This is a genomic window from Stenotrophomonas maltophilia (assembly GCF_900186865.1).
Taxonomy (GTDB): Bacteria; Pseudomonadota; Gammaproteobacteria; order Xanthomonadales; family Xanthomonadaceae; genus Stenotrophomonas; species Stenotrophomonas maltophilia.
This window is the reverse complement of record NZ_LT906480.1, coordinates 2,261,110-2,286,907: the sequence shown is the minus strand read 5'-3', so window position 1 is coordinate 2,286,907 and position 25,798 is coordinate 2,261,110. Positions and strand designations below refer to the sequence as shown.

The 25,798-nt window shown below is 67.0% G+C and carries 27 protein-coding genes and 1 tRNA gene; 10 read left to right on the top strand and 18 right to left on the bottom strand.

Translation table 11 applies throughout. The features are described 5' to 3' along the window. Positions 1-2: 2 nt before the first annotated feature. Positions 3-755, top strand: a complete 753-nt coding sequence (locus tag CKW06_RS11115) for a Crp/Fnr family transcriptional regulator (protein ID WP_005409422.1) — start codon at positions 3-5, stop codon at positions 753-755. Positions 756-857: 102 nt separating this feature from the next. Here CKW06_RS11115 and thrC read toward each other — a convergent pair whose 3' ends face one another. From thrC to thrA, 3 genes are read right to left on the bottom strand one after another with little or no spacing between them, the layout of a single operon-like run. Continuing rightward, entirely contained in the window at positions 858-2,144 is a 1,287-nt protein-coding gene (gene thrC / locus CKW06_RS11110) for a threonine synthase (protein ID WP_024958864.1), read from the bottom strand. A 29-nt stretch (positions 2,145-2,173) separates the two neighbouring features. Continuing rightward, on the bottom strand, positions 2,174-3,088 hold the full coding sequence (locus tag CKW06_RS11105) for a homoserine kinase (protein WP_038645935.1): 915 nt from the start codon (positions 3,086-3,088) through the stop codon (positions 2,174-2,176). Then, complete coding sequence (gene thrA / locus CKW06_RS11100; RefSeq protein ID WP_038645932.1) at positions 3,085-5,589, bottom strand: bifunctional aspartate kinase/homoserine dehydrogenase I; 2,505 nt, start codon at positions 5,587-5,589, stop codon at positions 3,085-3,087. Before thrA ends, CKW06_RS11105 begins: the two co-directional genes overlap by 4 nt. A gap of 27 nt (positions 5,590-5,616) precedes the next feature. On the opposite strand from thrA, the gene CKW06_RS23735 reads away from it, so the two are divergent. After that, positions 5,617-5,937, top strand: a complete 321-nt coding sequence (locus CKW06_RS23735; RefSeq protein ID WP_162268864.1) for a hypothetical protein — start codon at positions 5,617-5,619, stop codon at positions 5,935-5,937. Between the two features lie 9 nt (positions 5,938-5,946). Here CKW06_RS23735 and CKW06_RS11095 read toward each other — a convergent pair whose 3' ends face one another. Both CKW06_RS11095 and CKW06_RS11090 read right to left on the bottom strand, forming a co-directional pair. Beyond that, entirely contained in the window at positions 5,947-6,897 is a 951-nt protein-coding gene (locus CKW06_RS11095; RefSeq protein WP_038645929.1) for a DMT family transporter, read from the bottom strand. 119 nt (positions 6,898-7,016) lie between these two features. Next, positions 7,017-7,715 (bottom strand): helix-turn-helix transcriptional regulator, encoded by a 699-nt coding sequence (locus CKW06_RS11090; RefSeq protein ID WP_033833287.1) that lies wholly within the window; start codon positions 7,713-7,715, stop codon positions 7,017-7,019. Between the two features lie 81 nt (positions 7,716-7,796). On the opposite strand from CKW06_RS11090, the gene CKW06_RS11085 reads away from it, so the two are divergent. Beyond that, positions 7,797-8,576, top strand: a complete 780-nt coding sequence (locus CKW06_RS11085; RefSeq protein ID WP_038645924.1) for a DUF6491 family protein — start codon at positions 7,797-7,799, stop codon at positions 8,574-8,576. On the opposite strand, the gene CKW06_RS11080 is transcribed toward CKW06_RS11085, so the two are convergent. The 3 genes from CKW06_RS11080 to CKW06_RS11070 form a co-directional block, all read right to left on the bottom strand. Continuing rightward, a complete protein-coding gene (locus CKW06_RS11080) occupies positions 8,573-9,625 on the bottom strand; it encodes a linear amide C-N hydrolase (RefSeq protein WP_038645921.1) in 1,053 nt (350 codons plus the stop codon). The two genes, CKW06_RS11085 and CKW06_RS11080, sit on opposite strands and share 4 nt — an antisense overlap. A gap of 69 nt (positions 9,626-9,694) precedes the next feature. Continuing rightward, a complete protein-coding gene (locus tag CKW06_RS11075) occupies positions 9,695-10,108 on the bottom strand; it encodes a DUF6691 family protein (protein WP_024956887.1) in 414 nt (137 codons plus the stop codon). Next, the gene (locus tag CKW06_RS11070) at positions 10,105-10,542 is read right to left on the bottom strand and encodes a YeeE/YedE family protein (RefSeq protein ID WP_005413154.1); all 438 of its coding nucleotides are present in this window, start codon (positions 10,540-10,542) and stop codon (positions 10,105-10,107) included. The genes CKW06_RS11075 and CKW06_RS11070 overlap by 4 nt, the downstream gene beginning before the upstream one ends. An 86-nt stretch (positions 10,543-10,628) precedes the next feature. On the opposite strand from CKW06_RS11070, the gene CKW06_RS11065 reads away from it, so the two are divergent. Beyond that, the gene (locus CKW06_RS11065; RefSeq protein WP_012480019.1) at positions 10,629-10,949 is read left to right on the top strand and encodes an ArsR/SmtB family transcription factor; all 321 of its coding nucleotides are present in this window, start codon (positions 10,629-10,631) and stop codon (positions 10,947-10,949) included. A gap of 15 nt (positions 10,950-10,964) precedes the next feature. Here CKW06_RS11065 and CKW06_RS24090 read toward each other — a convergent pair whose 3' ends face one another. Genes CKW06_RS24090 through CKW06_RS11040 form a run of 5 tightly spaced genes read right to left on the bottom strand, consistent with a single transcriptional unit; the run spans position 10,965 to position 16,781 of the window. Beyond that, complete coding sequence (locus CKW06_RS24090) at positions 10,965-11,099, bottom strand: hypothetical protein (RefSeq protein ID WP_255211732.1); 135 nt, start codon at positions 11,097-11,099, stop codon at positions 10,965-10,967. A gap of 54 nt (positions 11,100-11,153) precedes the next feature. Continuing rightward, on the bottom strand, positions 11,154-12,287 hold the full coding sequence (locus CKW06_RS11055; RefSeq protein ID WP_005409410.1) for a hybrid sensor histidine kinase/response regulator: 1,134 nt from the start codon (positions 12,285-12,287) through the stop codon (positions 11,154-11,156). Beyond that, on the bottom strand, positions 12,284-12,859 hold the full coding sequence (locus CKW06_RS11050; RefSeq protein WP_005413150.1) for a chemotaxis protein CheB: 576 nt from the start codon (positions 12,857-12,859) through the stop codon (positions 12,284-12,286). Before CKW06_RS11050 ends, CKW06_RS11055 begins: the two co-directional genes overlap by 4 nt. Further along, complete coding sequence (locus CKW06_RS11045; protein ID WP_005409408.1) at positions 12,859-13,683, bottom strand: CheR family methyltransferase; 825 nt, start codon at positions 13,681-13,683, stop codon at positions 12,859-12,861. Before CKW06_RS11045 ends, CKW06_RS11050 begins: the two co-directional genes overlap by 1 nt. Further along, positions 13,680-16,781 (bottom strand): hybrid sensor histidine kinase/response regulator, encoded by a 3,102-nt coding sequence (locus tag CKW06_RS11040; RefSeq protein ID WP_024956889.1) that lies wholly within the window; start codon positions 16,779-16,781, stop codon positions 13,680-13,682. Before CKW06_RS11040 ends, CKW06_RS11045 begins: the two co-directional genes overlap by 4 nt. A 151-nt stretch (positions 16,782-16,932) precedes the next feature. Between CKW06_RS11040 and CKW06_RS11035 the strand changes: the two genes are divergently transcribed. Beyond that, a complete protein-coding gene (locus CKW06_RS11035; protein ID WP_425513033.1) occupies positions 16,933-18,096 on the top strand; it encodes a two-component system sensor histidine kinase NtrB in 1,164 nt (387 codons plus the stop codon). Next, on the top strand, positions 18,086-18,445 hold the full coding sequence (locus CKW06_RS11030; RefSeq protein ID WP_005409405.1) for a response regulator: 360 nt from the start codon (positions 18,086-18,088) through the stop codon (positions 18,443-18,445). Before CKW06_RS11035 ends, CKW06_RS11030 begins: the two co-directional genes overlap by 11 nt. Positions 18,446-18,476: 31 nt before the next feature. Here CKW06_RS11030 and CKW06_RS11025 read toward each other — a convergent pair whose 3' ends face one another. Further along, the gene (locus CKW06_RS11025) at positions 18,477-19,043 is read right to left on the bottom strand and encodes a TetR/AcrR family transcriptional regulator (RefSeq protein WP_024956891.1); all 567 of its coding nucleotides are present in this window, start codon (positions 19,041-19,043) and stop codon (positions 18,477-18,479) included. Between the two features lie 172 nt (positions 19,044-19,215). Here CKW06_RS11025 and CKW06_RS11020 point away from each other — a divergent pair, with 172 nt between their 5' ends. Beyond that, positions 19,216-20,046: a universal stress protein gene (locus CKW06_RS11020; protein ID WP_032963501.1), complete on the top strand. Its 831-nt coding sequence runs from the start codon at positions 19,216-19,218 to the stop codon at positions 20,044-20,046. Here the strand turns inward: CKW06_RS11020 and CKW06_RS11015 are convergent. Next, entirely contained in the window at positions 19,994-20,887 is an 894-nt protein-coding gene (locus CKW06_RS11015; protein WP_024956893.1) for an AraC family transcriptional regulator, read from the bottom strand. The genes CKW06_RS11020 and CKW06_RS11015 overlap by 53 nt on opposite strands. Before the next feature lie 146 nt (positions 20,888-21,033). Here CKW06_RS11015 and CKW06_RS11010 point away from each other — a divergent pair, with 146 nt between their 5' ends. Next, positions 21,034-21,594 carry a GNAT family N-acetyltransferase gene (locus CKW06_RS11010; protein ID WP_024956894.1) on the top strand — a complete coding sequence of 187 codons (561 nt, stop codon included), beginning with the start codon at positions 21,034-21,036 and terminating at the stop codon, positions 21,592-21,594. 7 nt (positions 21,595-21,601) lie between these two features. Here CKW06_RS11010 and CKW06_RS11005 read toward each other — a convergent pair whose 3' ends face one another. The 3 genes from CKW06_RS11005 to CKW06_RS10995 all read right to left on the bottom strand — a co-directional run bounded on the left by CKW06_RS11005 (position 21,602) and on the right by CKW06_RS10995 (position 23,043). Further along, positions 21,602-22,066 (bottom strand): GNAT family N-acetyltransferase, encoded by a 465-nt coding sequence (locus CKW06_RS11005; protein WP_024956895.1) that lies wholly within the window; start codon positions 22,064-22,066, stop codon positions 21,602-21,604. Positions 22,067-22,239: 173 nt separating this feature from the next. Continuing rightward, positions 22,240-22,722, bottom strand: a complete 483-nt coding sequence (locus tag CKW06_RS11000; protein ID WP_024956896.1) for a hypothetical protein — start codon at positions 22,720-22,722, stop codon at positions 22,240-22,242. Between the two features lie 244 nt (positions 22,723-22,966). Continuing rightward, a tRNA-Arg gene (locus CKW06_RS10995) sits at positions 22,967-23,043 on the bottom strand. Between the two features lie 183 nt (positions 23,044-23,226). Between CKW06_RS10995 and amaB the strand changes: the two genes are divergently transcribed. Beyond that, on the top strand, positions 23,227-24,759 hold the full coding sequence (gene amaB, locus CKW06_RS10990; protein ID WP_005413146.1) for an L-piperidine-6-carboxylate dehydrogenase: 1,533 nt from the start codon (positions 23,227-23,229) through the stop codon (positions 24,757-24,759). Continuing rightward, on the top strand, positions 24,759-25,598 hold the full coding sequence (locus CKW06_RS10985; RefSeq protein ID WP_024956897.1) for an SDR family NAD(P)-dependent oxidoreductase: 840 nt from the start codon (positions 24,759-24,761) through the stop codon (positions 25,596-25,598). The genes amaB and CKW06_RS10985 overlap by 1 nt, the downstream gene beginning before the upstream one ends. Positions 25,599-25,798: the final 200 nt, after the last annotated feature.

Below are 25,798 nucleotides of genomic sequence, written 5' to 3'. Positions count from 1 at the left end.
ACATGTCACGGCCTTCCGGCGCTCCGCCCGCCACCAACGATCCCGCCTCGCCGTCCTGCAACACGCTGGACTGCCTGCACTGCTCGGTTCGCCACCTTGCGGTGTGCTCGGCGCTGTCGCCCGATGAAGTGCAGGCACTGGAACAGGTCACCGTTTCCCAGCAGGTCAGCATGGGCAGTACCCTGGCCCGCACCGGCGAAGAGCGCGACCATGTCTATACATTGACCGGCGGCGCCCTGCGCCTGGTGCGCACCCTGGCCGATGGCCGCCGCCAGATCAATGGCTTCGTGCTTCCTGGCGACTACCTGGGCCTGAGCGGCAGTGACCACCACCGCTACGATATCGAGGCCATCGCAGACAGCCGCGTATGCCGTGTCGCGCTGCCGCAGATGAAGGCGCTTCGCAGCCGCTTCCCGCACCTGGAACGCAAGCTGCTGCAGCGTGCCTGCCAGGAGCTGGACGCCGCGCAGGATGCCGCGCTGGCACTGGCGCGGCTGCAGCCGGCCGAGAAAGTGGCCGACTTCCTGCTGCGCCTGGCCGCGCGCGAGGCCAAGCTGGGTGGCGATGGCCTGCGCGTCTCGCTGCCGATGGGGCGTGGCGACATCGCCGACCATCTGGGCCTGACCATGGAAACGGTCAGCCGTACCTTCACCAAGCTGCGCCAGCAGGGGCTGATTGCCCTGCCCCACCTGAACGTAGTGGAGATCCTCGACGAGGACGGGTTGCGCACGCTGGCCGGTGAAGGGTTGATCTGACCGCATCGCGGTTGGCTGGGTTGCCGGCCAGCGGCCGGCACTACCAGGTGGACGCAGCACGGGTAGTGCCGGCCGCTGGCCGGCAACCCCAGATGCCTTCGATCAACGCAGCAACACCTCGCGCAACGCCGCATACTCCGCGGCCAACGGTTCCGCGTGCGCGGGCCGCTGCAGCAGCGCATCCAGCGCCGGCGGCACGGCCACTGCTTCGCCAATCAAGGGCTCCACCACTGCCTCGAACTTGGCCGGATGTGCGGTAGCCACCACCGCCCAGTCGCCCTTGGCGCCGCGCGCACGCAGGTCCTGCAGCACCTTCACCGCTGTGGCCGTATGCGGGCAGAACAGTTCGCCGTTGCTGGCGTGCGCCGCCGCAATCGTCGCGCGGATGGTCACGTCATCCACCGCGAACGCGCGGAACGCAGCGCGCAGCTCGGCGTCATCTCCGAGGTAAAGCCAGCGCAGGCGTTCAAAGTTGCTGGGCGCCCCTACGTCCATTGCATTGGCCACGGTGGCCACGCTGGCCTGCGGCTGGTAGTCGCCGCCATTGAAGTACGCCGGCAGTACCGCATTGGCATTGGTGGCCAGCACGATCTGCCCGATCGGCACGCCCAGCGCGCGCGCCAGCACGGCCGCCATCGCATTGCCAAGGTTGCCGGTCGGCACCACCAGATTGAGCCGACGACGATGCGTCGCGTAATGGGACAACGCCGCATGCGCGTAATAACTCATCTGCGGCAGCAGGCGGCCGAGGCTGATGCTGTTGGCCGAACTCAGCGGCCCCTGCGCCTGCAGTTCGCGGTCAGCCAGTGCCTGCTTGACCATCGCCTGGCAATCGTCGAACGCGCCGGCCACGCGCAGCGCCTGGATGTTGTCGCCGAAACAACCGAGCTGATGCGCCTGGCGCGGTGACACGCGGCCATCCGGATACAGCACCACCACGCGCACGCCGGGCTGGCGATGGAAGGCCGCAGCAACGGCGGCGCCGGTATCGCCAGACGTGGCGACAACAATCGTCAGATCGTGGTCCTTGCCGGCCTGCAGCCGCGACAGTGTTCCGGCCAGGAAGCGCGCACCGATATCCTTGAACGCCGCCGTCGGCCCATGGAACAGCTCCAGCACATGGTCACCGCCGCCCAATGCACGCAGCGGAACCTGAAAGTCGAACGCTTCCCGGCAGATCGACGGCAACGCAGACTCCAGCGCGTCGCCGGAAAAGAACGGTGCCAGCAGATCGGCGGCGGTATCGGCCAGCGTTGCGCCGGCCCGCAGCTCACGTGCCGCCGGCAGCACCTGCGGAACATACAGCCCTCCATCGGGCGCCAATCCTGAAGCGATCGCCGCACTGAGGCCAACGGCCGGGGACTGACCCCGGGTCGAAACAAATTGCATGGGTTCGGTATCCAGTAAAGGGGAAGGATTCAGCACAAGCGGGCTCCCGGTGCATCCAGCGGCGACACCCAGGCATCGCTGTCGAAACCGGCGGCGGCAAATGCCGCCTGCACCGGTGCGACAGCGGTGCGGGCCTGGTCGGCGTCCTCGAACCAGGCGAACACGCTGGGTCCGGCACCGGAGATGCCCGCACCCATTGCATGGGCCGACAGCGCCGCATCGCGGGCTGCTTCGAAACCTGCAATCAGGCCGGCCCGCCGTGGTTCGACCAGCACATCGCGCAATCCAGCCCGCACCAGCGCCGCATCACTACGATGGCAACCACTGAGTACCAGCGCGAGGTTCGCACTCTGTGCCACGAATTCACCCAGCGCGTAGCTGCCCTGCAGCACCTGGCGCGCACGGCGTGTTTCCAGCACCGCGTGCGGATGCACCAGCAGGCTGTGCCAGGTCGCCGGCACCGGAATTGGCAGCAGGCGATCGGCCGTACACAGCGCAAGACCACCCAGCAGCAGCGGCCCCACGTTGTCGCCGTGGCGGCCACCGCTGGCCACCGCCTCGCCATCGAGCGCAAACGGATACAGCGCCTCGCGCGACAGCGGTACATCCAGCAGCGCGTTGGCGGCAACCAGCGCCGCAACGCATGACGCTGCCGAACCGCCCATGCCGGAACCGAACGGAATGCCCTTGTCGATCTCCACCGCGAATCCGAAATCCAGGCCCAGGCCGTCGCGCAGTGACATCAGCGCAGCGCCGGCGGTGTTCCCGGCTGCCTCCAGCGGCAGCTCGACGGCACTGCCGCGAATCGCCTCGATGCGCACCAGCGGCTCGTCGATGCGGCGCACGCTCACGGTATCGCCAACACCGGAAATGGCGTGACCGAGAATATCGAAGCCCACCGCTACGTTGGCCACCGAGGCCGGCGCGAACGCACGTGCGATCACAGGCGCGCTCCTTCACCGGCCGCGACCCGCAGCAGGTCGGCAAACACACCGGCGGCGGTGACTTCCGGGCCGGCGCCCGGACCCTGCACCACCAACGGGTTGTCGCAGTAGCGACGGGTACGGAACTGCACCACGTTATCGGTCAACCGAAGGTTGGCGAAGGCGTGGTCGGCGGGCAGTTCCTGCAGGCCCACCGAGGCACCGTCAGCGCCCAGCTGTGCCACGTAGCGCAGCACCGCGCCACGCGCCCGCGCGTCCTGCAACCGCTGCAACAGGCTGGCATCGGACTCGCCCAGCCGCGCCATGAAGTCATCCACGCTGCCGTCGCGCAGCAGCGCCGGCACCAGGCTTTCCACCTGTACCTGTTCCAGGCTGAGCGCGTGGCCGGCCTCGCGGGCGAGGATCACCAGCTTGCGCGCCACGTCCACGCCCGAAAGATCATCGCGCGGGTCCGGCTCGGTGTAGCCCATCGACCGCGCCTGCGCGACCAGCTGCGAGAACGGCTGACTGCCGTCGAAGCGGTTGAACAGCCACGCCAGCGTGCCGGAGAAGATGCCTTCGATCGCCAGCACCTCGTCGCCCGTATCGACCAGATCACGCAGCGTGGTGATCACCGGCAGGCCCGCGCCCACCGTGGCTTCGTAGCGGAAGCGCGCACCACTGGCCGCCGCAGCAGCGCGGATGCGCTGGTAGCGCGGCAACGGGCCAGCACCGGCCTGCTTGTTCGGAGTCACCACGTGGATGCCGGCGGCCAGCCAGCCCTCATAGCGCTCGGCCACGTCGGCGCTGCCACTGCAGTCGATCACCACCGCATGCGGCAGGTGCGCGGCCAGCAGGTGTTCGGTGAAGCGATCCAGGTCGCTGGGCTCGCCCGCGTCCTGCAATGCCTCCCGCCAATCGGCGTGCAGGCCATCCACTTCCAGCCGCATGCGCGAACGCGAGGCCAGCGCGCGCAGGCGAAGATCCACATTGGCCTTGGCCAGCAGCTGCAGGCGGGCCGCCAGCAGCTGGTCCAGCAGTGCCGCGCCGACGTTGCCCGGCCCGATCACGCCGACCGCGAACGTCTGCGACGACAGCCAGAAGCCCGCATGTGCGGCCCGCAATGCGCGGGTGGCATCGGCACTGTCCACCGCCACAGAAATATTGCGCTCCGACGAGCCCTGCGCGATCGCCAGGATGTTCACCTGCGCGCGTCCCAGCGCCTCGAACAGGCGCGCCGCCACACCGGGCTGGCCGGCCATGCCGTCACCCACTGCCGCCAGCACGCTGACGCCCTCACTGACCTGCACCCGCTGCACCTGCCCTACCGACAGTTCATGCGCGAACGCGTGCAGCAGCGCTTCGCGGCCACGCGCGGCTTCGGCGGCGCGCACCACGCAGCAGATCGAATGCTCTGACGAACCCTGCGAGATCATCACCACCGACACCTGCGCCTGGCGCAGCGCCGCGAACACGCGCTCGGCGGTACCGGGCACGCCGATCAGGCCGGTGCCCTCCAGGTTCAACAGGGCCAAGCCGGGGCTCAGGGTCAGGCCCTTCACCGGCCCGCGCGGCGAGCGCTCGGCGCTGATGCGCGTCCCCGGATGCGCCGGCTGGAAGGTATTGCGGATGAAGATCGGCAGGCCGAGGCGGATCGCCGGCGACATCGTCTGCGGGTGCACCACCTTGGCGCCGAAATAAGCCAGTTCGCAGGCCTCGTCGTAGCTCAGTGACTCCAGCTGCACCGCCTCGGGCACCAGCCGCGGGTCGGCCGACAGCACGCCGTCGACGTCGGTCCAGATGTGCAGTTCATCGGCATTGAACAACGCGGCGAAGATCGCGCCGGAATAGTCGCTGCCGTTGCGGCCGAGCGTGGTGATGCGGTCATGGCGGTCACGGGCAACGAAACCGGTGGCGACCAGGCGCATCTGCGGATGCCGCAGGCGCCACTTGGCCAGGCGGTCCGCGCTGGACTCCCAGTCGACATCCACGCCCAGTTCGCCATGCCCGACCACCAGCACGTCGCGTGCATCGAGTACCGCACAGTCTTCGCCCAAGGCACGCAGGTGGGTGCCAAGCAGTTGCGCGGAGAATACTTCGCCCAGGCCCTGCACGCGGTCGAGCACTTCGCGCGGCAGCTCGCCGATCACCGCCAGCGCCGCAAGCACTTCGGCCAGTTGATCGAAGCGGGCATCGATCCATTCGACGGTCTCGCCCACCTGCTCGCCCAGCAGGGCCACGGCGGCGCCACGGTGACGCGCGCGCAGCGCATGCCAGGCCTCGCGCCAGCCTTCGTCGCCCATGGCCGCCAGCTGGGCCAGCTCGATCAGCGCGTCAGTGACGCCCTTCATTGCCGAAACGACAGTGACCTGCAGCGATTCGGGACGGGCCAGCAGCAGGCCCGCAACGTGGCGGTAGCGTTCGGCATCGGCCACCGAGGTGCCGCCGAACTTGTGCACGACGATGGAAGGTGCAGCCAGATCGGCCGGGGCAACGGGATGAGCGGGGGCGTGGGAAGACATGCAGACCTCGGCAGGAGGCCCCGTCGCATGCAGGTGTCGAGCTTCCCCGCCACCTGTATGGTGCGGGGCCGTGGTTTTCGGGAGTTACACGAAGACGACGGGCCGCACCAGGGCAGTGGTGACGGTGGTGGTGGTAATGGTGGTGGTGGCGACCGGCGCAGTCGAACGGCCCGCAGTGGCGGGGGCGATCAGGCTGGCGTGGGCGGCATCAAAAACCATGACGCACAGAAAACACTGTGCGCCGGCCTGCTGTCAAGTGCTGCGATGCAAAAAACCAGTGCCGCGATCATCGCTCAACGTGCCGGCATTTGGTTGCATCTGAGACCAAGGCAGCATCAGCACGCTTGACGCACGCATTCAGCCGACATGTTCGGCGATCGCCCGTGGAGTACGATGGGCATGCGCGCACAGCATCACGCCGGCCACCAGGAACACGATCGCCAACGCTTCCAGCAGCGAAGGCCAGCGCTGCTGCCAGGCGAAGGCATACGTCAGCGCGAACAGCGTCTCGAACACGATCATCTGGCCGGTCAGGGTCAGCGGCAGCAGGCGGCTGGCGCGGTTCCAGAACGCATTGCCGAGGATCGAGGCCACCACCGCCACACCGGCGCTGATTGCCCAGAAACCACTCCACTGCGCCGCCGTGTGCCCGCTGGTGTGCCCGATGAAGGCCATCGGCACCAGTAGCAGGGCCAGGCCGCCGGTGGTGACGCCGGTCAGCAGCGACCAGTCGTGGCTGGACAAGTCCGGTCGACGCGCCAGCCAGCGGCTGTTGCCGATCGAGTACAACGCCCACGAGAACAGCGCGCCGAACGCGCACAGCAGGCCGATCAGGCGCTGCCGCCACGGAGTTGCCAGGTGCTCGGACATCAGTGCTTCCCAACCAAACAGGGCCACGCCCAGCACGCACAGGCCCAGTGCCGGCAGCAGCTGCTTCAAAGGCACTGCACCCTGTTCGCGCACGCCGACCAGGGTGACCACCACCGGAATCAGGCCGACAATCAGCGACGCCGCCGCACCGCCGGCCCACTGCACCGCCGTGGCCAGCAGCAGGAAGTACACCAGGTTCCCGGCCAGGCTCAGCCACAGCAGCCCGATCCATTCGGTGCGACCCAGCTGGGGTGCCAGCCGCTTCCAGCGCGGGAGCAGCAGTACTACGGCGATCAGGCCGTAGACCAGATAGCGGCCGGCCGACAATTGCAGGGCGTTGAACGACTGCAGCACGGCGGGCGCGAGGAAGACCACGCCCCACAGCGCGCCAGCGGCAACGCCATTGGCGATGCCTAGGGCCATCGGGTTGTTGCGCATTCGGGTTCTTCGGGGGGAGAGAACAGGCCGCGCAGTGTAAGCGCTGGCCAGCGGACGCTCTTGACCGAGGCTATTGCCCTGACCGGCCGCGCGTGCGCAAAGCCGAGCGTGGCTCGCCCCTACAGTCCGGCGCCCCGGCGCCACGCTGCGGGAGTCTGGCCGCACTCGCGGCGCAGCGCACGGGTCAGTGCGCTCTGCTCGGAATAGCCCGCGGCCAGCGCGATATCGCTGATCGGCGCCACGCTGGTGCGCAGCTGGTGCTTGGCCCAACGCAACCGGCTTGCACTGAGCCAGGCCTGCGGGCTGAGCCCGAACTCCTGCCGGAACAGCGCATGCAAACGGCTCTCGCTGACCCCGACGAACGCCGCCATGCGCGCCACCGGCCACGCCTGCCCGGGGTCGGCCTGGACCGCCGCACACAGACCCTGCATGCGCGCGCCACTGCCGGCAGGTGCAAATACCTGCAGCAACTGCGGCAGCAGCGCCGGCATTGACTGCCCTGCCTGCACCTCAGCGAGGCGTCGGCGCAATGCCAGCGGCAGATGCAGCCAGCGCTGCCGGCACAGATGCTCCTGCGTGCCGTCATCAAGTACGCCCGGAGGACAGTCAACGATCACGAAACCATTGGGACCATCAGCCATCTGGTCATGCGCCTCACCGGCGGCCACGAATGCCCCCTGCAGCACGTCCAGCCGACCTCCGCGACCTTCCATTTCGAACTGCAGTTCACCCTGCACTGGCAGCACCCACTGCGCGTAGTCATGGCGGTCCAGGCCGGTAGCCTGGCCGTAGTGCCGCAGATGGAAGATGGCGCCCATCCGGGCAGTGTGCGCGTGTAACAACGGCCGTGCAAACCGTTGCTATAGTCGATCCGTCATCCAACGCAGGTAGTGCAGGACATGACCCATCAGCAGGTGTCCCTGGTGCTCGCCACCAGCCTCGGCCTGGTGCTCGCAGCTTCGGTCTCCGCACAGGAGCGTACGCCACCGGCTCCGCACTGCATGGACGCTGTCGGCGTACAGGAAGTGGAGCAGGCATCACCGCGCTCGATCGCACTGCGCGCCGCCTCCGGCCAGCCCTTTCGGATCGACTTCAACGAAGATTGCCCCGGCGTCCGCGGTGCCACCTCGCTGAAACTGGAAGTCCCCGCCGGCTGGGCCTGCGGCCGCCCCAGCGAACGCGTCGTGGTCGACGGCCGCCGATGCACCATCAGCGCGGTCACCCCGCTGCAGAATCGCGAGTATGCCAGCGTCGCCCGCGACAGCGACCGCCTGCGCACCGCTACCCTGCCTGCCGTGACCATCCGCGAACGCAAGGAGGTGCGTCGCAGCTTCGGCGGCTCACCGTCCTACTGCTTTGCCACGCGCAACGTGCGTGCCTGGTCATCCGACCCGCAGGGCATGCTGGTGGAGACCAATCCGCGCCGCAATGGCGGCCATCGCTACTACCGGGTCGAACTCGGCAGCCACTGCCGCCAGCTCGACCGCGCGCCGCAGCTGAGCTTCCACTCGGGCCTGCAGAACGGCCTGATCTGTGGCAATCCCGGCGATCGGATCATGACTGCCGAATTCGAGACAGACGATCTGCGCGGTGAAGGCATCGCCCCGCTGCCGCAGTACACCCGCGGCAGCTGCACGATCCAGGCGGTCTACCCGGCCTCCAGCCAGGCGTCGAACTAACCGTCGACGCCGAGGAAGGCGAACGGTGCGCTGGGCACGAACTGGCCCAGTGCATCACCGGCGAAGGTATTGCGCTGGTCCTTGCCGAGGTCGAGCTTGAGCACCTTGCCGGCGAAATCGACCTTGTTCAGATCGACCCAGAAGGTGTTCGGGGTCAATGCCGATTCGAAGAAGTACAGCCGCCGCTTGTGGTCGGCCACGGTGCGCCAGCGCGTGGATGAGATGTTCGGCTCACCCGGCGTGGTGATGCCATACGGCACCGACGCGTTGCGGATCACGCTGAACACACTGGCCAAGGCCTCCACCGGATCCTCGGCCTTGGGAATGGCGTTGATGTAGAACGAGGCGCGCGCGAAACGGTCAGCAGAGCGGTTGGTGCCCGGCAGCATCACCGTGCCGCCGATCTGCTGCCAGTAGCTGTTGAGCGCCAGCTGCTGCTCGAAGATAGGCGAATTGGTCATCACCTGGTAGCGCCGGTCATGGTGGATCACCTGGCGGCCGCCGATGTACTCGACGATGGCACTGTCGCCGCTGGCATCGGACAGCGACAGGTGCAGCGTCGCCTGCCGATCTTCACCGGGCACCTTGTCGGTGACGATCGCGTACGGCTCGCGTTTCAACGCAGCGACCGCCTCTTCCACGGTAGCGAAGTTGTCCAGCACATACTGCGCCCACAGCGAAATCGCCAGACCCGGCTTGTTGCCACGCTGCTGCGGATACTCCGATTCGACCAGCCACAGCAGGTTGGCCACCAGGCCCTTTTCGTTCATGCCATCGGTGGTCGACACGTCGTAGCCGGTGGCCACCACCGAGCCGTAGCGCGCGGTCCACGCCAGCGACTTCGGGCCGGCCTGGCCGGTGCGCGCAATGCCGCGCGGCAGTATGTAGAGGTTGGTCGCCACATCGACCTTCCAGTCCATCGAGCGCGCGGTGATCACATCGCCGTTGTCACCCAGGTACACCGCGCGCGTGCAGGCTAGTGCCGGTGCCACGGCTGCGGCCAGCGCGACCGCCAGCATTCCCCTTCCCATCCACTTCATCCGTGCCATGTCGTTGCACTCCTTTTCCCCGTGATCCGAAGATAGGACCCCAGGCAGGGTGAGACAGGGGTGAAAGCCTCAACGGACGAAGCGGTCGTGCAGCCAGAATCCTGCAAGCATCGAAGGCACGAACCACAGGGCTTCGCGCGACGCCACGACCACCCCGGCGATGGCCGGGCCTGGGCAATAGCCCGCCCAGCCCCAGCCGATCCCGAACAGCGCGGCACCCAGCAGCAGGCGAGCATCCACACGCCGGGTAACAGGCAGCCGGAAGCGGTCTGCGTACAGCGGCTGCTGTCGCCGCAACACCCACCGCTGCCCGATCGCGCTGACCAGCAGCGCCGAGCCCAGCACCCACAGCAGCGTGGGATCGAAGTCACCGGTGATGTCGAGGAAGCCGAGGACACGACGCGCGTCGGTCATTCCCGAAAGTGCCAACCCCATGCCAAACAACGCGCCCGCCGCGCCGGCGGCCCAGACTGCGCGGCTCATGTTGGGCCTCCGCCATGACGGACCAGGAAGGTGGTCAGCATCGCGCAGACCATGAACACCAGCACGGCCGCCAGCGATCGCTTCGAAGCGCGGGCCATGCCGCACACACCGTGACCGCTGGTGCAGCCGTTGCCCAGCCGCGTACCGAAGCCGACCAGCAGGCCGGCTCCCATCAACTGCCATGCCGGCAGCGCATCACGCAGCAGCGCACGCGGCGATGCCTCGGGCACCGATTGCCACCACAGCACCAGCCCCGCCGATGCGGTCAGGCCGGCCAGGAAGGCCCAGCGCCAGGCACGCTCGCCCTTGCCTGCGCGCAGGCTGCCTGCGGTGATGCCGCTGATGCCCGCCACGCGTCCGATGGTGGCGAGCAACAGCACCGCGGCGGCGCCGATCAACGCACCACCTGCCGCCGCACTCCATGGCAGGTTCATGCCCTGCCCTCTTCGCTGCCGTACATGGGATTGCCCATTTGTTTAGATTATTCTAAATTAGATCATTCTAAACAAAATGGTCAACCATGGCCCGGACCCAGCTCGACAGCGCCGCGATGGCCGAACACGCGTCGCAGGCAGCCACGCTGCTCAAAAGCCTGGCCCACCCGGCCCGGCTGCGGGTGCTGTGCCGCCTGGTGGAAGGTGAAGCGCCGGTACCGGAACTGCAGGCACTGACCGGCCTGAGCGCATCGGCGTTGTCACAGCATCTGGCGGTGCTGCGCGGACTGGATATCGTGGCGACCCGGCGCGAAGCGCAGGCGATCCACTACCGGGTTCTTGAAGGGCCCGCACTGGGCGTGCTGCAGGCGCTGCATGCGGCGTACTGCGGTGCTGCTTCGCGCTGAATCCGGCGCAGACCATCAGCCTGCGTGCAGCGCCGACTGCACCACCTGATCGAGCAGGTCCACTGGCGTCGGTGCCGAACGACCGCCCTGCAGGCGCCGGGAGAATCCGGACCAGTCACTGCAGGAAAGCTGGCGAGAATAGGCACCCACGCTGGCAGTTGCGGACCAGTCCGTCTCAGTCCGCCGGGATGCTGGCTGAAGCGCTTAGGTTGCCGCCAAGACCGTGCCGTCGCAGCGTCGTGGCAGCATTGCCTCGAACACCACCTGGCCCGCTTCGTTGCGGGCCGCAATGCGCCCGCCGTGCGCGCGGACGAACTGATCGACGATGTACAAGCCCAGGCCCAGGCCCTTGCTCTGGTGGAAGCTGGCCTTGAACGGTTCGAACAGTCGCGGCAACAGCGCGTCATCGATCCGGCCGGCGTTGCTGACCCGCAGCAGTACGCCGCGCGGGTCGCGCCCATCCACCTCCACCCTCGCCTCGCTGCCATGGGTCAGCGCATTGCCGACCAGGTTGGCGGCGACCTGGCCAAGGCGATCCAGATCGCCCTGCAGCCGCGTGTCTCCCTGCAGGTCCAGGTGGATCCGGTCCGCCCCATGCGCGCTGCCCGCCTCGGCGACTACCGCGCGCGTCACGTCGGCCAGATCGCAGGCACTTGCCTCCAGCCTCAGGCCACCGCTGCGGATCCGCGAGAAATCGAGCAGCTGCTCGACCATCCGCGCCATCCGCAGGGTGCTGGCTTCCAGGTACTGCAGGGTCTGCTGCGCGCCTGCGTTGTCTTCCGGAAGCTCCAGCGCCAGCTTGTCGGCACACAGCAGGATCGCCGACAACGGCGTGCGCAGGTCGTGGGTCAAAACGGCAGCCATCGTCTCGTTGAGCTTCAGCGCGCGCTCCAGTGCCTCGTTGCGCGCCTTCAGCAGCTGCCGCTGCTGGTACAGCTCGATGAAGACGTTGACCTTGCTCAGGATCACCTGCGGCGCCACCGGCTTGTGCAGGAAATCGACCGCACCGCTTTCGTAGCCCTTGAACACGCGCAGGGGATCATCCGGAGAGGCGGTCAGGAAGATGATCGGCACGTCGCGGCTGCGATGCGAACCGCGCATCAGTTCGGCCAGGGTGAAGCCATCGATCTCCGGCATGTGCACGTCAAGCAGGGCCAATGCCACCTCGTGCTCGAGCAGCAACTCCAACGCCTGCGCGCCCGAGCCGGCCAGCAGCAGGTTGACCCCTTCGCGCTGCAGCAGGGCCTGCATGGCTACCAGGTTCTGCGGCACGTCATCGACGATCAGCAGGTTGACCGGTGTCTGCGACTGCGCAGGTTCCGGTGGCAACAGGTTCATGCAAACAACTCCTTCAGGCGGCGACACATCAGTTCAAGGGGCAGCACGGCATCGGCGCCGGCGTACTGCAGGGCGGAAGCGGGCATCATCGACGCCTCGGCTTCCTCGGGACATTGCAGCCAGGCATGGCCACCGGCACGGCGCACGGCGGCAACGCCCTCGCTGCCATCACTGCTGGCACCGGTCAGCAGCAGGGCCAATACCTGCGCGCCGAACACCGCAGCGGCGGAGTCGAACAGCGGATCGATGGCCGGACGGGAAAACAGCACCGGTGCATCCACCGACAACGCCAACGCCCCCTCGTCCTCCACCAGCAGGTGGTAATCCGGCGGCGCGAACGTCACCGTGCCCGGCTGCAACGGCTGCTTGTCTTCGGCTTCGCGCACCGGCAACGCGCAGTACGGCGCCAGCACCTCGGCGATGCGGCTGGTGCGGTCTCGCGGCAGGTGCAGCACGGCCAGTACCGGTACCGGCAGCTTCGCCGGCAGTGCACCGAGCACCGCCTGCAGGGCCGCCACGCCACCGGCGGACGCGCCGATCACCAGCACGGCCGGACGCACCGGCAGCGTCATCAGGCCACCTTCCGGTACAGGCGGTGCTCTCGCGAACAGACCTCGAAGGCATCGTGGTGGCACCCGAACTGCAGCGACTCCTTGCTGCCCAGACCAAGGAAGCCCCGGTGCACCAGCGCTTCGCGGAACAGGCCGACGGCACGATCCTGCAGGTCGCGGTTGAAATAGATCAGCACGTTGCGGCACGACACCAGGTGCACTTCGGAGAACACGGTATCGGTGGCCAGGCTGTGGTCGGCGAACACCACGTTGCGGCGCAGTTGGCGGTCGAACACCGCGCCATCGTAGGCGGTAGCGTAGTAGTCCGACAGCGACGCGGTGCCACCGGCGGCCAGGTAGTTGCGGCTGAACTGGGCCATCCGGTCGATGCCATAGGCGCCCGCCTCGGCGGTGGCCAGTGCGGCCGGATTGATGTCGGTGGCGTAGACGATGCTGCGCTCGAGCAGGCCTTCTTCATGCAGCAGGATCGCCAGCGACCACACTTCCTCGCCGGTGCTGCAGCCGGCCACCCACAGCTTCACCGAGGGATAGGTACGCAGTACTGGCACCACCTGCTCGCGCAGCTCACGGAAATACGCAGGGTCACGGAACATCTCCGAGACCTGCACGGTGAAGAACTGCATGGCCTGGGCGAACAGGTCCGGCTCGTGCAGCAGCCGGTACTGCAGGTCGACCAGCCGCTCGCACTCATAGCGCTGCATCGCCTGGCGCATGCGTCGGCGCAGCGACGACACCGCATAGCTGCGGAAATCGTAGTGGTAGCGCTGGTACAGCGCCTCCAGCAGGACCTTCAGTTCGAGGTCGAACAGCGCCTGTTCGTTCATTGCCGCGAGCACCAGACCCGGCACAGCGAGACCAGCTTGTCGACGTCGATGGGCTTGGCGATGTAATCGTTGGCGCCCGCCTGCAGGCAACGCTCACGGTCGTCCGGCATGGCCTTGGCAGTCAGCGCGATGATCGGCAGGTCCTGCAGGTGACGCTGCGCGCGGATCTCGCGCATCGCGGCCAGGCCATCCTTCTCCGGCATCATGATGTCCATCAGCACCAGGTCGACTTCGCGCTCGGCCAGGCGGTCCACTGCCTCCTGCCCATTGCGCGCGATCTCCAGCGTCACGCCCAGCGGCTCGAGCACGCTGGACAGCGCAAAGATGTTGCGCACGTCGTCCTCGGCCAGCAGCACGGTGCGTCCATCAAGCACGGTGTCGCGACGGCGCGCCTCGCGCAGCAGGCGCTGCTGGTCGGTGGGCAGGCTGGCTTCCACGCTGTGCAGGAACAGGGTGACTTCATCCAGCAGGCGCTCGGGCGAACGCGCGCCCTTGATGATGATGCTCTTGGAATAGCGGCGCAGGCGCTGTTCTTCCTCGCGACCGAGCGCGCGGCCGGTATAGACGATCACCGGCGGGAAGCCGACGTCATCGTTGCCGGCCATGTGTTCGAGCAGGTCGTAGCCGCTGCCGTCAGGCAGTGACAGGTCCATCACCATGCAATCAAAGGTGACCGTGCTGAGCTGCTCCAGCGCGCCAGCAAGCGTTCCCACGGCGACGATCTGCAGCTGATCACGGCCCAGCAGCAGTTCCAGGTTGTGGCGCAGCTCGCTGTCGTCCTCGACGATCAGCAGGCGCCGCACGTCGCGCTGGCTGGTCTGTTCCAGCTGCTCGATGGCGCTTACCAGGCGCTCGCGCGTGGTCGGCTTGATCGCAAACCCGATCGCGCCAAGCTCGCGCGCCACCTGGCTGCGGTCCGTTGCCGAGACCACGTGCACAGGAATATGGCGGGTATCCGGGTTGCGCTTCAGGCGCTCCAGCACGCTCAGGCCGGACACGTCCGGCAGGCCGATATCGAGCAGGATGCCGTTCGGTCGCAGTTCGCCGGCCAGGGCCAGCGCCTCTTCGGCCGTCCCGGCCACCACGCAGTCGAAATCCAGTTCATGGGCCAGGGCCACCAGCGCTTCGGCGAACGTGGCGTCGTCCTCGACGGCCAGGATCAGGCGGCCCGGGTGCTGGCGACGACCGCGGTCGTCGGCCACGCTGGGCACCGTCGTCGTCGGCGCCACCGGAGCCCTTGCTGGCACCTGCATCGCCGGCACAGCGGCCGCGACCGGCGAGGCCACGAGGGCTGCGGCGATGTCCGCGGCGCTCGACGCGGGCGCGCCCTGCAACGGCAGTTCCAGAATGAAGCAGCTGCCACGGCCCGGTTCGCTGTCGACCTGGATGCTGCCGCCCATGCGCTCAGCCAGATCGCGCGAGATCGACAGCCCCAGGCCGGTGCCACCGTAGCGGCGACGGGTGCTGCCATCGGCCTGGCGGAAGGCTTCGAAGATGACCTGCAGCTGCTCGCGGGCAATGCCGATACCGCTGTCGCAGACCTCGAAACGGATGCGCCCCTGGCCGGCCGCGCGCACGTGCAGGCTGACCTTTCCATGCTCGGTGAACTTCACCGCATTGGCCAGCAGGTTCTTCAGGATCTGCTGCAGGCGCTGGCTGTCGACCACCAGCTGGCTCGGCGCCAGCGCATCGGCCTCGATCTGCAGGGCCAGGCCCTTCTGCCGCGCCATCGGCTCGAAAGTCTCGCGCAGGCGCTGCAGCACGCTGTCGGTCACCACCACTTCATCGGCCAGCTCAACGTGGCCGGCCTCGATGCGCGACAGGTCCAGGATGTCGTTGATCAGCGCCAGCAGATCGTTGTTGGACGACAGGATCGCACGCGCATACTTCACCTGTTCTTCGGTGAGCGTGCCGTCCTTGTTGTCGGCCAGCAGCTTGGCCAGGATCAGCGAGCTGTTCAGCGGCGTGCGCAGTTCGTGCGACATGTTGGCCAGGAACTCGGACTTGTAGCGCGATGTCGCGGCCAGTTCGTTGCTGTTGCGCACCAGCTGGCTCTGCGCGACCAGCAGTGCCTGCTTCTGCGCCTCCAGCTCGTGGGTCCGCTCTTCCAGCTGGACGTTGCTCTGTTCCAGCTCGGCCTGCTGTTCTTCCAGATGGCTCTGCGACTGCAGCAGGCTGCGGCTCTGCTCTTCCAGTTCCTCATTGGCCACGCGCAGCTCTTCCTGCTGGGCCTGCAGCTCCTCGCCCTGGCGCTGCGATTCCTCCAGCAGCACCACCAGTTGTGCGCGCAGCAGCGATGCACGCAGCGCCATGCCGATGGTCTCGGCGCAGCGCTCCAGCAGCTCGCGATCCAGGTCGCGCTGCGCACCCGCCCGGGCGCGTCCCAGCTCGACGATGCCTACCACGGTGCCGTCACTGCTGATCGGCGCCAGGATGCGCTCGCGCACCGGCAACCGCCCCAGGCTGGTCTGCAGTTCAAGTACGGCGTCGTCGCTGCCCTCCAGGTGACGGATGCACTCATCCCGCGCCACCTGCCCGGCTACGCCCTCCTGCAATGCCAGCGACGCCGGCATGCCGGACGGCAACGCCAGGCCGCCGGTCAGCTGCAGTCGTCCGCCTTCCAGCCGGTACACGGCGCCGACGTCGGCCTCCAGTTGCGCGCCCAGGCTGGTGGCTGCCGCCTCGGCAATCTGCTCCGGGCCGAGGTCGCCGCGCAGGCTCATCGCTACCGCGTTCTCGGCCTCCTGCAGCCACAACGCCCGCATTGCGTCCCGGCGTGCCTGGATCGCGCGGGAAACGATCAGCGCGATCATCAGGAACGCACAACCACCGATGCTTCGGTTGACCAGCGAGAACGCCGAGTTCGAGCTGGCCGGGGCGATGTTGAAACCGATGACCAGCAGGACGCAGGCGAGCACAGCCACGATGAACGGCGCGCGCGCACTGCGCTGGAACACCGTGACGCTCACGGCCAGGAAATACGCCAGCCATACCGCATAACCGAGCGGTACCACCAGCTCCAATGCGATGGTCGCAGCCAGCAGCACGGCGGACGTCATCCAGATCCAGCGGTCACGCGTAGTCGCACCAGGACGCATGCAGGTCGGTTCCAGAACAAAAAGGGTGGGTGATGGTACTCCGTGTCGTAGTCAGCCGCACAGGACAAATGGCACGTGTCCCGCCTCCACGCCTCCTTCACACTTGAATGCCTAGCTTCACGTCCCTCACAGGGGTAACACTTATTTTTACGTGGACGCTGCCGCCTCTACGACGTCCGTGCTGACGGACCCTTCCCGCCAACTGCGACTGCTGATCGACAGCGTGCGCGACCATGCGCTGTACCTGCTTGATCCGGATGGCATCGTCTGCAGCTGGAACCCGGGTGCGGAGCGCATCAAGGGCTATTCAGCCGATGAAGTGGTGGGCACCCACTTTGGTCGCTTCTACCTGGCCGCCGACCGCGAGGCAGGAGAACCGCAACGCCTGCTCCGTCATGCAGCGCAGCATGGCCACGTTGCCAATGAGGGCTGGCGGGTACGCCGCGATGGCTCGTCGTTCCGTGCCAGTGTTGTCATCGAGCCGGTGGTTGAAGCGGGTGAGCTGCTCGGCTACGTCAAGATCACCCGCGACATCACCGAGCAGTGGCAGGCACAGCGCCTGCTGCGTGATGCCCAACGAGCGCTGCGCAATACCCAACAGTTCGAGACCGTCGGCCGACTCAGCCGCGGCCTGTCGCATGAGTTCAACAACCTGCTGACCACCATCGGCAACGCACTGGACCTGCTGTCCCTGCGCGTTGGCGGTGACGATGCGCGCGCCGCCGAGCTGCTCGATGCCGCGCAGAGCGCGACAGATCGTGGTGCGCTGCTGACCCGCCAGCTGCTGGCGTTCAGCACTGGCCAGACCCTGATCCGCGAACCACTGGATATCAACGTGTTGATACAGCAGTGGCTGCCGGACCTGCAACGCGCCTGCCCGTCCACGGTGATGCTGGATGCCCAGCTGGCACCCGGCCTGCCTGCGGTCAACACCGATGCGGCGCAGCTGCAGACGGCGCTGGCCAATCTGGTCGCCAATGCCGCCGATGCTACCCTTGAAGGCGGTCGCATCCTGATCGGCACCGCGCTGGAGCATCGCCTCGACCCGGACGCGGACTCCACGCTGCAACGTGGCTATGTCACCCTCAGCGTCTGCGATGAAGGCCACGGGATGGCGGCCGACATCGCCGAACGGGCCACCGAGCCCTTCTTCACCACCAAGGACATCGGCAAAGGCAGCGGCCTGGGCCTGAGCCAGGTGTTCGGATTCACTACCCAGAGCGGCGGCTTCGTCGACGTGTCCACCACGCCCGGTGTCGGCACCACGGTCAGCCTGCTGCTACCCGCAATGGAGGACCCTGCCGATGACCGATGACCCGATCCGCGTACTGATGGTGGAAGACCAGACCGATCTGCGTGAAATGATCGGCCTGGCCCTGCGCGACCTCGGCATCGATGTGGCCACGACCGCCGATGGCCACGAGGCGGCGGAACTGCTCAAGGGCGAAGCACGTTTCGACGTGGTGTTCAGCGACGTCAGCATGCCCAACGGCATGTCCGGCATCGAGCTGAGCGAGCATGTGGCACGCGAACAGCCGCAGGCACGGATGATCCTCTCGTCCGGCTATGCCCGCTCGCAGCTGCCGCCGCTGCCCGAGCAGGTGGAGTTCCTGCCCAAGCCCTATCGCCTGCGCCAGCTGGTACAGCTGCTCAGGCAGGCGTAAGCCACGGCGCCCCCGCAGGAAACCCCTGCGGTCAACCCATCATCGCCCCCCGCTGGAACGACGCCAGCAGCGTACAGGCTGCCGCTGCCGGCGCCAGCCGACCGCGTGCCAGTGACCAGGTGATGCCGTAGAAACAGCTCCAGTAGAAGTCCGCGAGCCACACCGCGGTGAAACCGACGTTGAACTCTCCGGCCGCCTGACCCCGCAGGAAGAAGGCCTCGAAGCGCTCGCCGATCGGCGCCCAGCGCTCCGGCAGCAGGTGCAGGTCGCCCAGGCGCTGCTGTTCTTCCATCATCCGTGCGAACAGCAGCGTCACCAGCTCCCAGTCCGCCAGCAGCGTGGCGGTGACCTGCTCCAGCACGTGGCGTGCATCACCGCCCTGGTCGAACCAGGCCGCCGCCGCTTCCACGCGCTCGAAACCGGCCGCGAACAGGGCCTCGTCGATCGCCTCCCGGGTAGGCGCAAACCGGTACAGGGTCGCGCGGCTGATGCCCGCCCCGCGCGCGAGTTCGCTGAGGGTGCAGCGTGGATGGCTGACCAGGGTGGCCGCCAGCGCATGGGGCAGGTCGCGTCGTGTACGTGCTGCGGCAGGTCGCATGAAAAGCGAGGGGGTGTGGGCTGGCCCTCACGCTAGCATGAATCATCAATTAATAAGCTGAATCAAATATGATTCACACGAATCACGAATGCGCTACAACAGCGGTGCGTCCGGTGCACCCGGGTCGGTGCACGGCAGGGAACGCGTCACAGGCATCGAGGGAGACAACGCCATGCTGCACCCACTACGCGATATCGCCGTGCTGTTCGACGCCAGCGACACCGGGCACCGCGTTCTCAACATCGCCGCCGACCTGGCGCAGGCCCAGCAGGCGCATCTGGTCGCAGTCTCCACGGCCCTGCATCCCACCGACATCGCCAACGGCTTCGCGCGCGGTGCCGGCATCGCCGCCGCGCTGGACCACGAGGCCCGCGCGGATGCCGCCTGCACCGCACAGCTGATGCAGAACCTGCGTGCCGTGTCCGAGCCGCTGCAGATCAGCACCGAACTGCGCATCGTCTCGGACTACCTGGGTGGCGCTGACCTGGCGCTGCAGTCGCTGTACTGCGACCTGATCATCGCCGGCTATCCGCACACACCAGGCGCGCCCTCCGGCTGGCATCCACTGGGCACGCTGCGCCAGACCGGGGTACCGATGCTGCTGGTGCCGCCGCACTGGAAGGGCGAGCAGGTCGGCCGGCGTATCGTGGTGGCCTGGAATGCCAGCAAGCAGGCCCGTCGTGCGGTGGCAGATGCCCTGCCTCTGCTGGCCCGGGCGCAGGCCGTGCACCTGCTGATGGTCGACACGCCCAAGGCTGAAGCGGCACCCGGCGCTGAAATGGCCCAGCATCTGGCGCGGCACGGCGTTGAAGTTGAGATCCAGGCGATCAGCTCCAGCCAAGGGGGCGTAGCTGCCACCATTCGCCAGCATGTACTTGATGTCGAAGCCGATCTGCTGGTGCTGGGGCCCTACAGCCGCAGTCGCGTGGTCGAACGCGTGCTCGGCGGGGTCACCGAGGATCTGCTTGCCGAAGTACCGGCGCCCTTGTTCGTATCGCACTGATACCGCCCTGCCCCGCCCGGCGGTAGCCGGTCAGCGATTGGCCGGTGTGCCGCCGGAAATAGCGGCACAGGTAGGACGCGTCCTCGAAACACAGGCGTTCGGCGATGCGTCCGATCGGCAGTTCGCTGTAGCTCAGCAGCGCCTTGATCTCCAGCACCACCTGGCGGTCGATCAACGCCTTCGGCGTTTCGCCGAAGCATTCCCGGGTCACCTGCGAGAGATAGAACGGGGTAATGCACAGCGCCTCGGCGTAGGACTGCACGTCGCGTTGGCGCGTGCTGCGCTGGCCGACCAGTTCCCAGAAGCTCCAGGCCAGGCGCTCGCGCCGGCCGACCTGCGGCGCCGCCTCGTAGTATGCCGGGAGCAGTGTGGCGAACTTCAGGAAAAAGGTCTGCAGCAGGTTGCGCAGCATCACGTGCCGATGGCGGCCACCGTTGTGCTGGGCATCCATCAACTGCTGCAGCCAACCCTGCAGCAGCGGAACCTCCAGCGGTGACGGCACACAATGGGGGTGCTCGTGCAGGAACTTGAACAGTGCATTGGGCAGCACATAGGCCACCTCCGATGCCAGCGCTTTCGGCACCAGGCAGGCCACCGCAAGGAAGCCGCGCGAACGCTGCCGCAGCAGCGCCAGCGTATCCTCCGCCAGCACCAGTACGTCGTGCCGCTGCACCGCCACTTCGCGGAAGTTCAGTGCGAACCGCGCACGCCCGGACACGCACACCAGCACCGTCAGATAGGCGTGCCCGAACGACAGCGGAACACCCAAGCCTTCAGCCAGCGTACTGACTTCCAGGCGCATGGATTCGTCCTGTTCCAGAAGCTGGGGAATGCGATCCATGGGCCGATCCACTGGGATATCGCGGCAGAGCATATCCGCCCGAACGAAGAAGTTGTGAAAAGTACCGAAACCATCAAGGTCCCGTCCTGTGCTCCCCACCCGTCGCAACCTAGCCTGTGCACTCTCTTTCCACCGACGGACCCGCCATGCAACTGGCCACCCAACGCTTGATCCTGCGCCCCTGGCGCGACAGTGACGCCGCCGATCTGTACGAGTACGCCCGCGACCCGCGCGTGGGGCCCGCCGCCGGTTGGCCACCGCATGCCAGCGTAGAGGAGAGTGCCGACATCATCCGCACCGTGTTCAACCGACCGGAGGTCTACGCCCTGCAGAGCCGCGAGAACGCGCGTGCCATCGGTTGCGTCGGCATCCTGATCGGTGCAGACAGCAACTTCAGCTTGGGCGAGCGCGAGGGAGAGATCGCCTACTGGATCGGCGTACCGTACTGGGGTCGTGGCCTGGTACCCGAAGCTGTACGTGAGGTGATGCGGCATGCCTTCCTGGATCTGCAGCTGGATGCGTTGTGGTGCGGCTACTTCGACGACAACCTGCAATCGATGAGCGCGCAGGCCAAATGCGGTTTCCGCCATCACCACACCGAGGTCAACCAGTTCAACCGCTTCCTCGCCGACTACCGCACCGAGCACATCAGCCGCATCACTGCCAGGGAATGGCAGGCGCAACAGACCGTACCGCTGCCCACGTGATCACGGCTCAGCCGTCGCTGCGCTGCATGAACAACAGTTCCGGCGTCGAGGCATCTTCCACCGGCTGGAAGCCGAAATCGCGGTAGAGCGCGACCGCCGCGACGTTGTCACGATAGACACGCAGGCTCAGGCGCTGCACATCCGGCGACCGCAGGGCCTCGGCACACAACAACTGCATCAGCACCCGTCCCAGGCCGCGCCCACGCGCTTGCGGCGAGACAATGATGCGGCCCAGGTGGGCAGTGCCGGGCGCGGTCAACCAGTACTGGCCGAACCTCATGCACGCACCCTCCCCGTCCAACAGCACCCAACCCGGGCGCTCGGCCAGTTCAAGAGCCCGTGCGAATGCCTCAGGCAGCAGAGGAAACGCAACGCCCGGGCCAGCCCAGCGTTGCGTCGCTGCAACCGAATCGAGCCAGCCAGCGATACGCGGGTAATGCCGAGGTTGAACCGGCTGCAACTGTGCGGGCATGAGGATGCCTGTGTGGTCCCGTCAACCCGCCGCGGTCACTGCCTGGATTGGAGGGTGATGAGCAGGCGCTTGCAGCGGACGTGCTTGCGCGAACTGGGCTGCGGTAACAGTGCGTAAGACGGATGTCCCCTGCAGGAAGCCGCCGCACTCGACGGCGGCGACCTGTCGGCGCTTTACCGGCAGACGTACTCGCGTGCCGATTCGATGGTGTCCACGTCGAGCTCTTCGTATTGGATCTCGACGGTTTCCATGCTGGACGCGGTGGCCACCGCGCGCGCGCCAAGATTGCAGGCGGCAGGCAGCCCGCCAGCGTACGCTTGGCCATTGATCGCATACGCCAGCCCGTAGCAGGCCGAGCCGAGCTGGAACGGATTGTGGTTGCAGGCCATGAGCTGACTGTTGGCAAGGTCACTGGAGGCCGTGTAGTTGGACGTCCAGCCACTGCCGGCATCGCTGCCGCAGCTACCCGGATACCCCTGGATCTGCGCACCGCTGGAGTCGCAGGTGTGGTAGGCGAAACTGCCGAAGAAACTGGTCTTTACGTACGCGGTGCGGCCGCTGTCTACCCATTGTGCCGCAGCAGCGCTCTGGGCAAAGGCGGACAGGCCGAGCAGGCACACGGCGGCAGCGGTGAGAGGTTTCAATCCCTTCAACATGACTATCGTCCTCGGTATTGGCGTAGTGCACGCCTCATGCGTGCCAACCGAGTCTACCCCGCAGGTATACGGGCAAATATGACAGGCTCGACAGTCTGGGCCCTTCTGCGCACCTGATGCCTGAAGGGGAGGACGGCTTCGTGGCGAGGGCCGCCTGTTGACTGGCCATTGTGACCAAAGCACTGGAAGGTGCCGTGGAACAAGGAGCGCCATACGATCACGAATCGGCGCAAGTGACTGATTCTGGTGACCCCGGCCCGATTCGAACGGGCGACCTTCCCCTTAGGAGGGGGACGCTCTATCCAGCTGAGCTACGGGGCCATGCAGCCGGGAAGTTTACAGGCAACACACCCTGCGCTCCAAGCATTCGTGCTCCACACGGCGGCGCTGGCGCGTTGCACCATGGCCGGACAGGCCGCTCTGCTACCATCGGCGATTCAGTTCATCGCGCCCCCCACCTGCCCGCGATGGCACCAAACAACGTAACGAAACACAGGAGTCTGCATGTCTTCCGAGCTGCTCAAGTCCCTTGGCCTGGACGCGATCAACGCTGGCACGTACCTGGGCAACGGGGAGTGGTCGAGCGCGACCAGCGGTGAGCTGATCACCCCGGTCAACCCGACCACCGGCGAGCCGATCGCGCAGGTCCGCGCGACCACCGAGGCCGAGTACGAGACCGTCGTCGCCCGCGCCCAGGAAGCCTTCAAGGTCTGGCGCACCACGCCGGCCCCGCGCCGCGGTGAAGCCGTGCGCCTGTGCGGTGAAGCGCTGCGCAAGCACAAGGATGCGCTTGGCTCGCTGGTCGCCTTGGAAATGGGCAAGAGCAAGCCGGAAGGCGACGGCGAAGTGCAGGAGATGATCGACATCGCCGATTTCGCCGTGGGCCAGAGCCGCATGCTGTACGGCTACACCATGCATTCCGAGCGCCCCGGCCACCGCATGTACGAGCAGTACCACCCGCTGGGCCTGGTCGGCATCATCTCCGCCTTCAACTTCCCGGTCGCGGTGTGGAGCTGGAACTCGTTCCTGGCCGCCATCTGTGGCGATGTGTGCATCTGGAAGCCGTCCAACAAGACGCCGCTGACCGCCATCGCCTCGCTGAAGATCTGCAACGACGCCCTGCGCGAAGCCGGCTTCCCGGACATTTTCTTCCTGATCAACGATGCCGGCACCGCGCTGTCGGAAAAGATGGTCGATGACCGCCGCGTGCCGCTGATCAGCTTCACCGGCTCGACCCAGGTCGGCCGCACCGTCAACGAGAAGGTCGCGCGTCGCCTCGGTCGCTGCCTGCTGGAACTGGGTGGCAACAACGCCATCATCCTGGACGAAACCGCCGACCTGAAGCTGGCCGTGCCGGGCATCGTCTTCGGCGCCGTCGGCACCGCCGGCCAGCGCTGCACCACCACCCGCCGCCTGATCGTGCACCGCTCGATCTACGCCGACGTGCTGGCCACCCTGGTCAAGGCCTACAAGCAGGTCGAAGGCAAGATCGGCGACCCGACCGATGCGGCCAACCTGATGGGCCCACTGAACAGCGACGGCGCCGTGCAGCAGTTCCTCGATGCCATCGCCCAGGCCAAGGCTGCCGGCGGCACCATCGAAACCGGCGGCACCCGCATCGACCGCGCAGGCAACTTCGTGCTGCCGGCCATCGTCTCCGGCCTGAAGAACAGCGATGCCGTGGTCCAGCACGAGACCTTCGCGCCGATCCTGTACGTGATGCCGTACGACACCCTCGATGAAGCCATCGACATGCAGAATGGCGTGCCGCAGGGCCTGTCGTCCTCGATCTTCACCCAGAACCTGAAGACTGCCGAGAAGTTCCTGTCGGCCGCTGGCAGCGACTGCGGCATCGCCAACATCAACATCGGCACGTCCGGTGCGGAGATCGGTGGCGCCTTCGGTGGCGAGAAGGACACCGGCGGTGGCCGCGAGTCCGGTTCGGATGCGTGGAAGGTCTACATGCGCCGCCAGACCAACACCATCAACTATTCGGACTCGCTGCCGCTGGCCCAGGGCATCAAGTTCGATCTGTGATGGCGGACGTTTCTGCCATGGCTGCGGGTCAGAGCCCCTCCGGGGATCTGACCCCTGCCCAGGGCCGGATCCCCAATGGGGCTCCGACCCTCGACTTCACCGGTCGCCGCGTGCTGATCGCCGGCGGCAGCAAGGGCATCGGTCGTGAAATGGCGTTGGCATTTGCCGGCGCCGGTGCGCAGGTCTCGGTCTGCGCACGTGGCCAGGCCGGCCTGGATGCCCTGCGTGCCGATGCGCAGGCACAGGGCACCCCACTGCATACCGTCTCCGCCGATCTGGCCGACGCCGGCCAGATCCAGGCCTGGCTGCAGGCCGCTGCCGATGCACTCGGCGGCATCGATGTACTGATCAACAACGCTACCGGCTACGGCATGGCCGACGACGAGGATGGCTGGGCCGCCAGCCTGCAGATCGACCTGATGGCGGCGGTACGGGCCTCGCGCCTGGCACTGCCGTGGCTGCGCGCATCCAGAGATGCCTGCATCCTCAACCTGTCCTCGATTGCCGCACAGCAGCCACGCCCCGGTGGCGCGCCCTACGCCGCCGCAAAGGCCGCGCTGTCGCACTACACCACGTCGCAGGCATTGGCGCTGGCCAAGGACCGGATCCGGGTCAACGCCATCGCCCCCGGTTCGATTGAATTCGATGACGGCCTGTGGGATCGCCGTCGCACCGAAGATCCGGCGCTGTACCACGGCACCCTGGCGAAGATCCCGTTCGGCCGCTTCGGCCATCCGCGCGAAATTGCCGACGCTGCCCTGTTCCTGTGCTCGCCGCTGGCGCGCTGGGTCACCGGCAGCGTGCTCAACGTGGATGGCGGCCAGGTGTTGATGGGCTGATACCGGCACTCCGGTAGCTGCCAACCTTGGTTGGCATGCCTTTCGTCGACCAAGGTCGACGCCTGCCCTGCTGAAATACCCTTTGTCGACCAAGGTCGGCGCCTACCAGGGCTAGCACCTCGTTCGCCCACCAGGGTCCACGCCTGCCATCGCATCCGCCGGGCATGGGATTGCCTGGGCAGAGGCACTATCATGTGCAC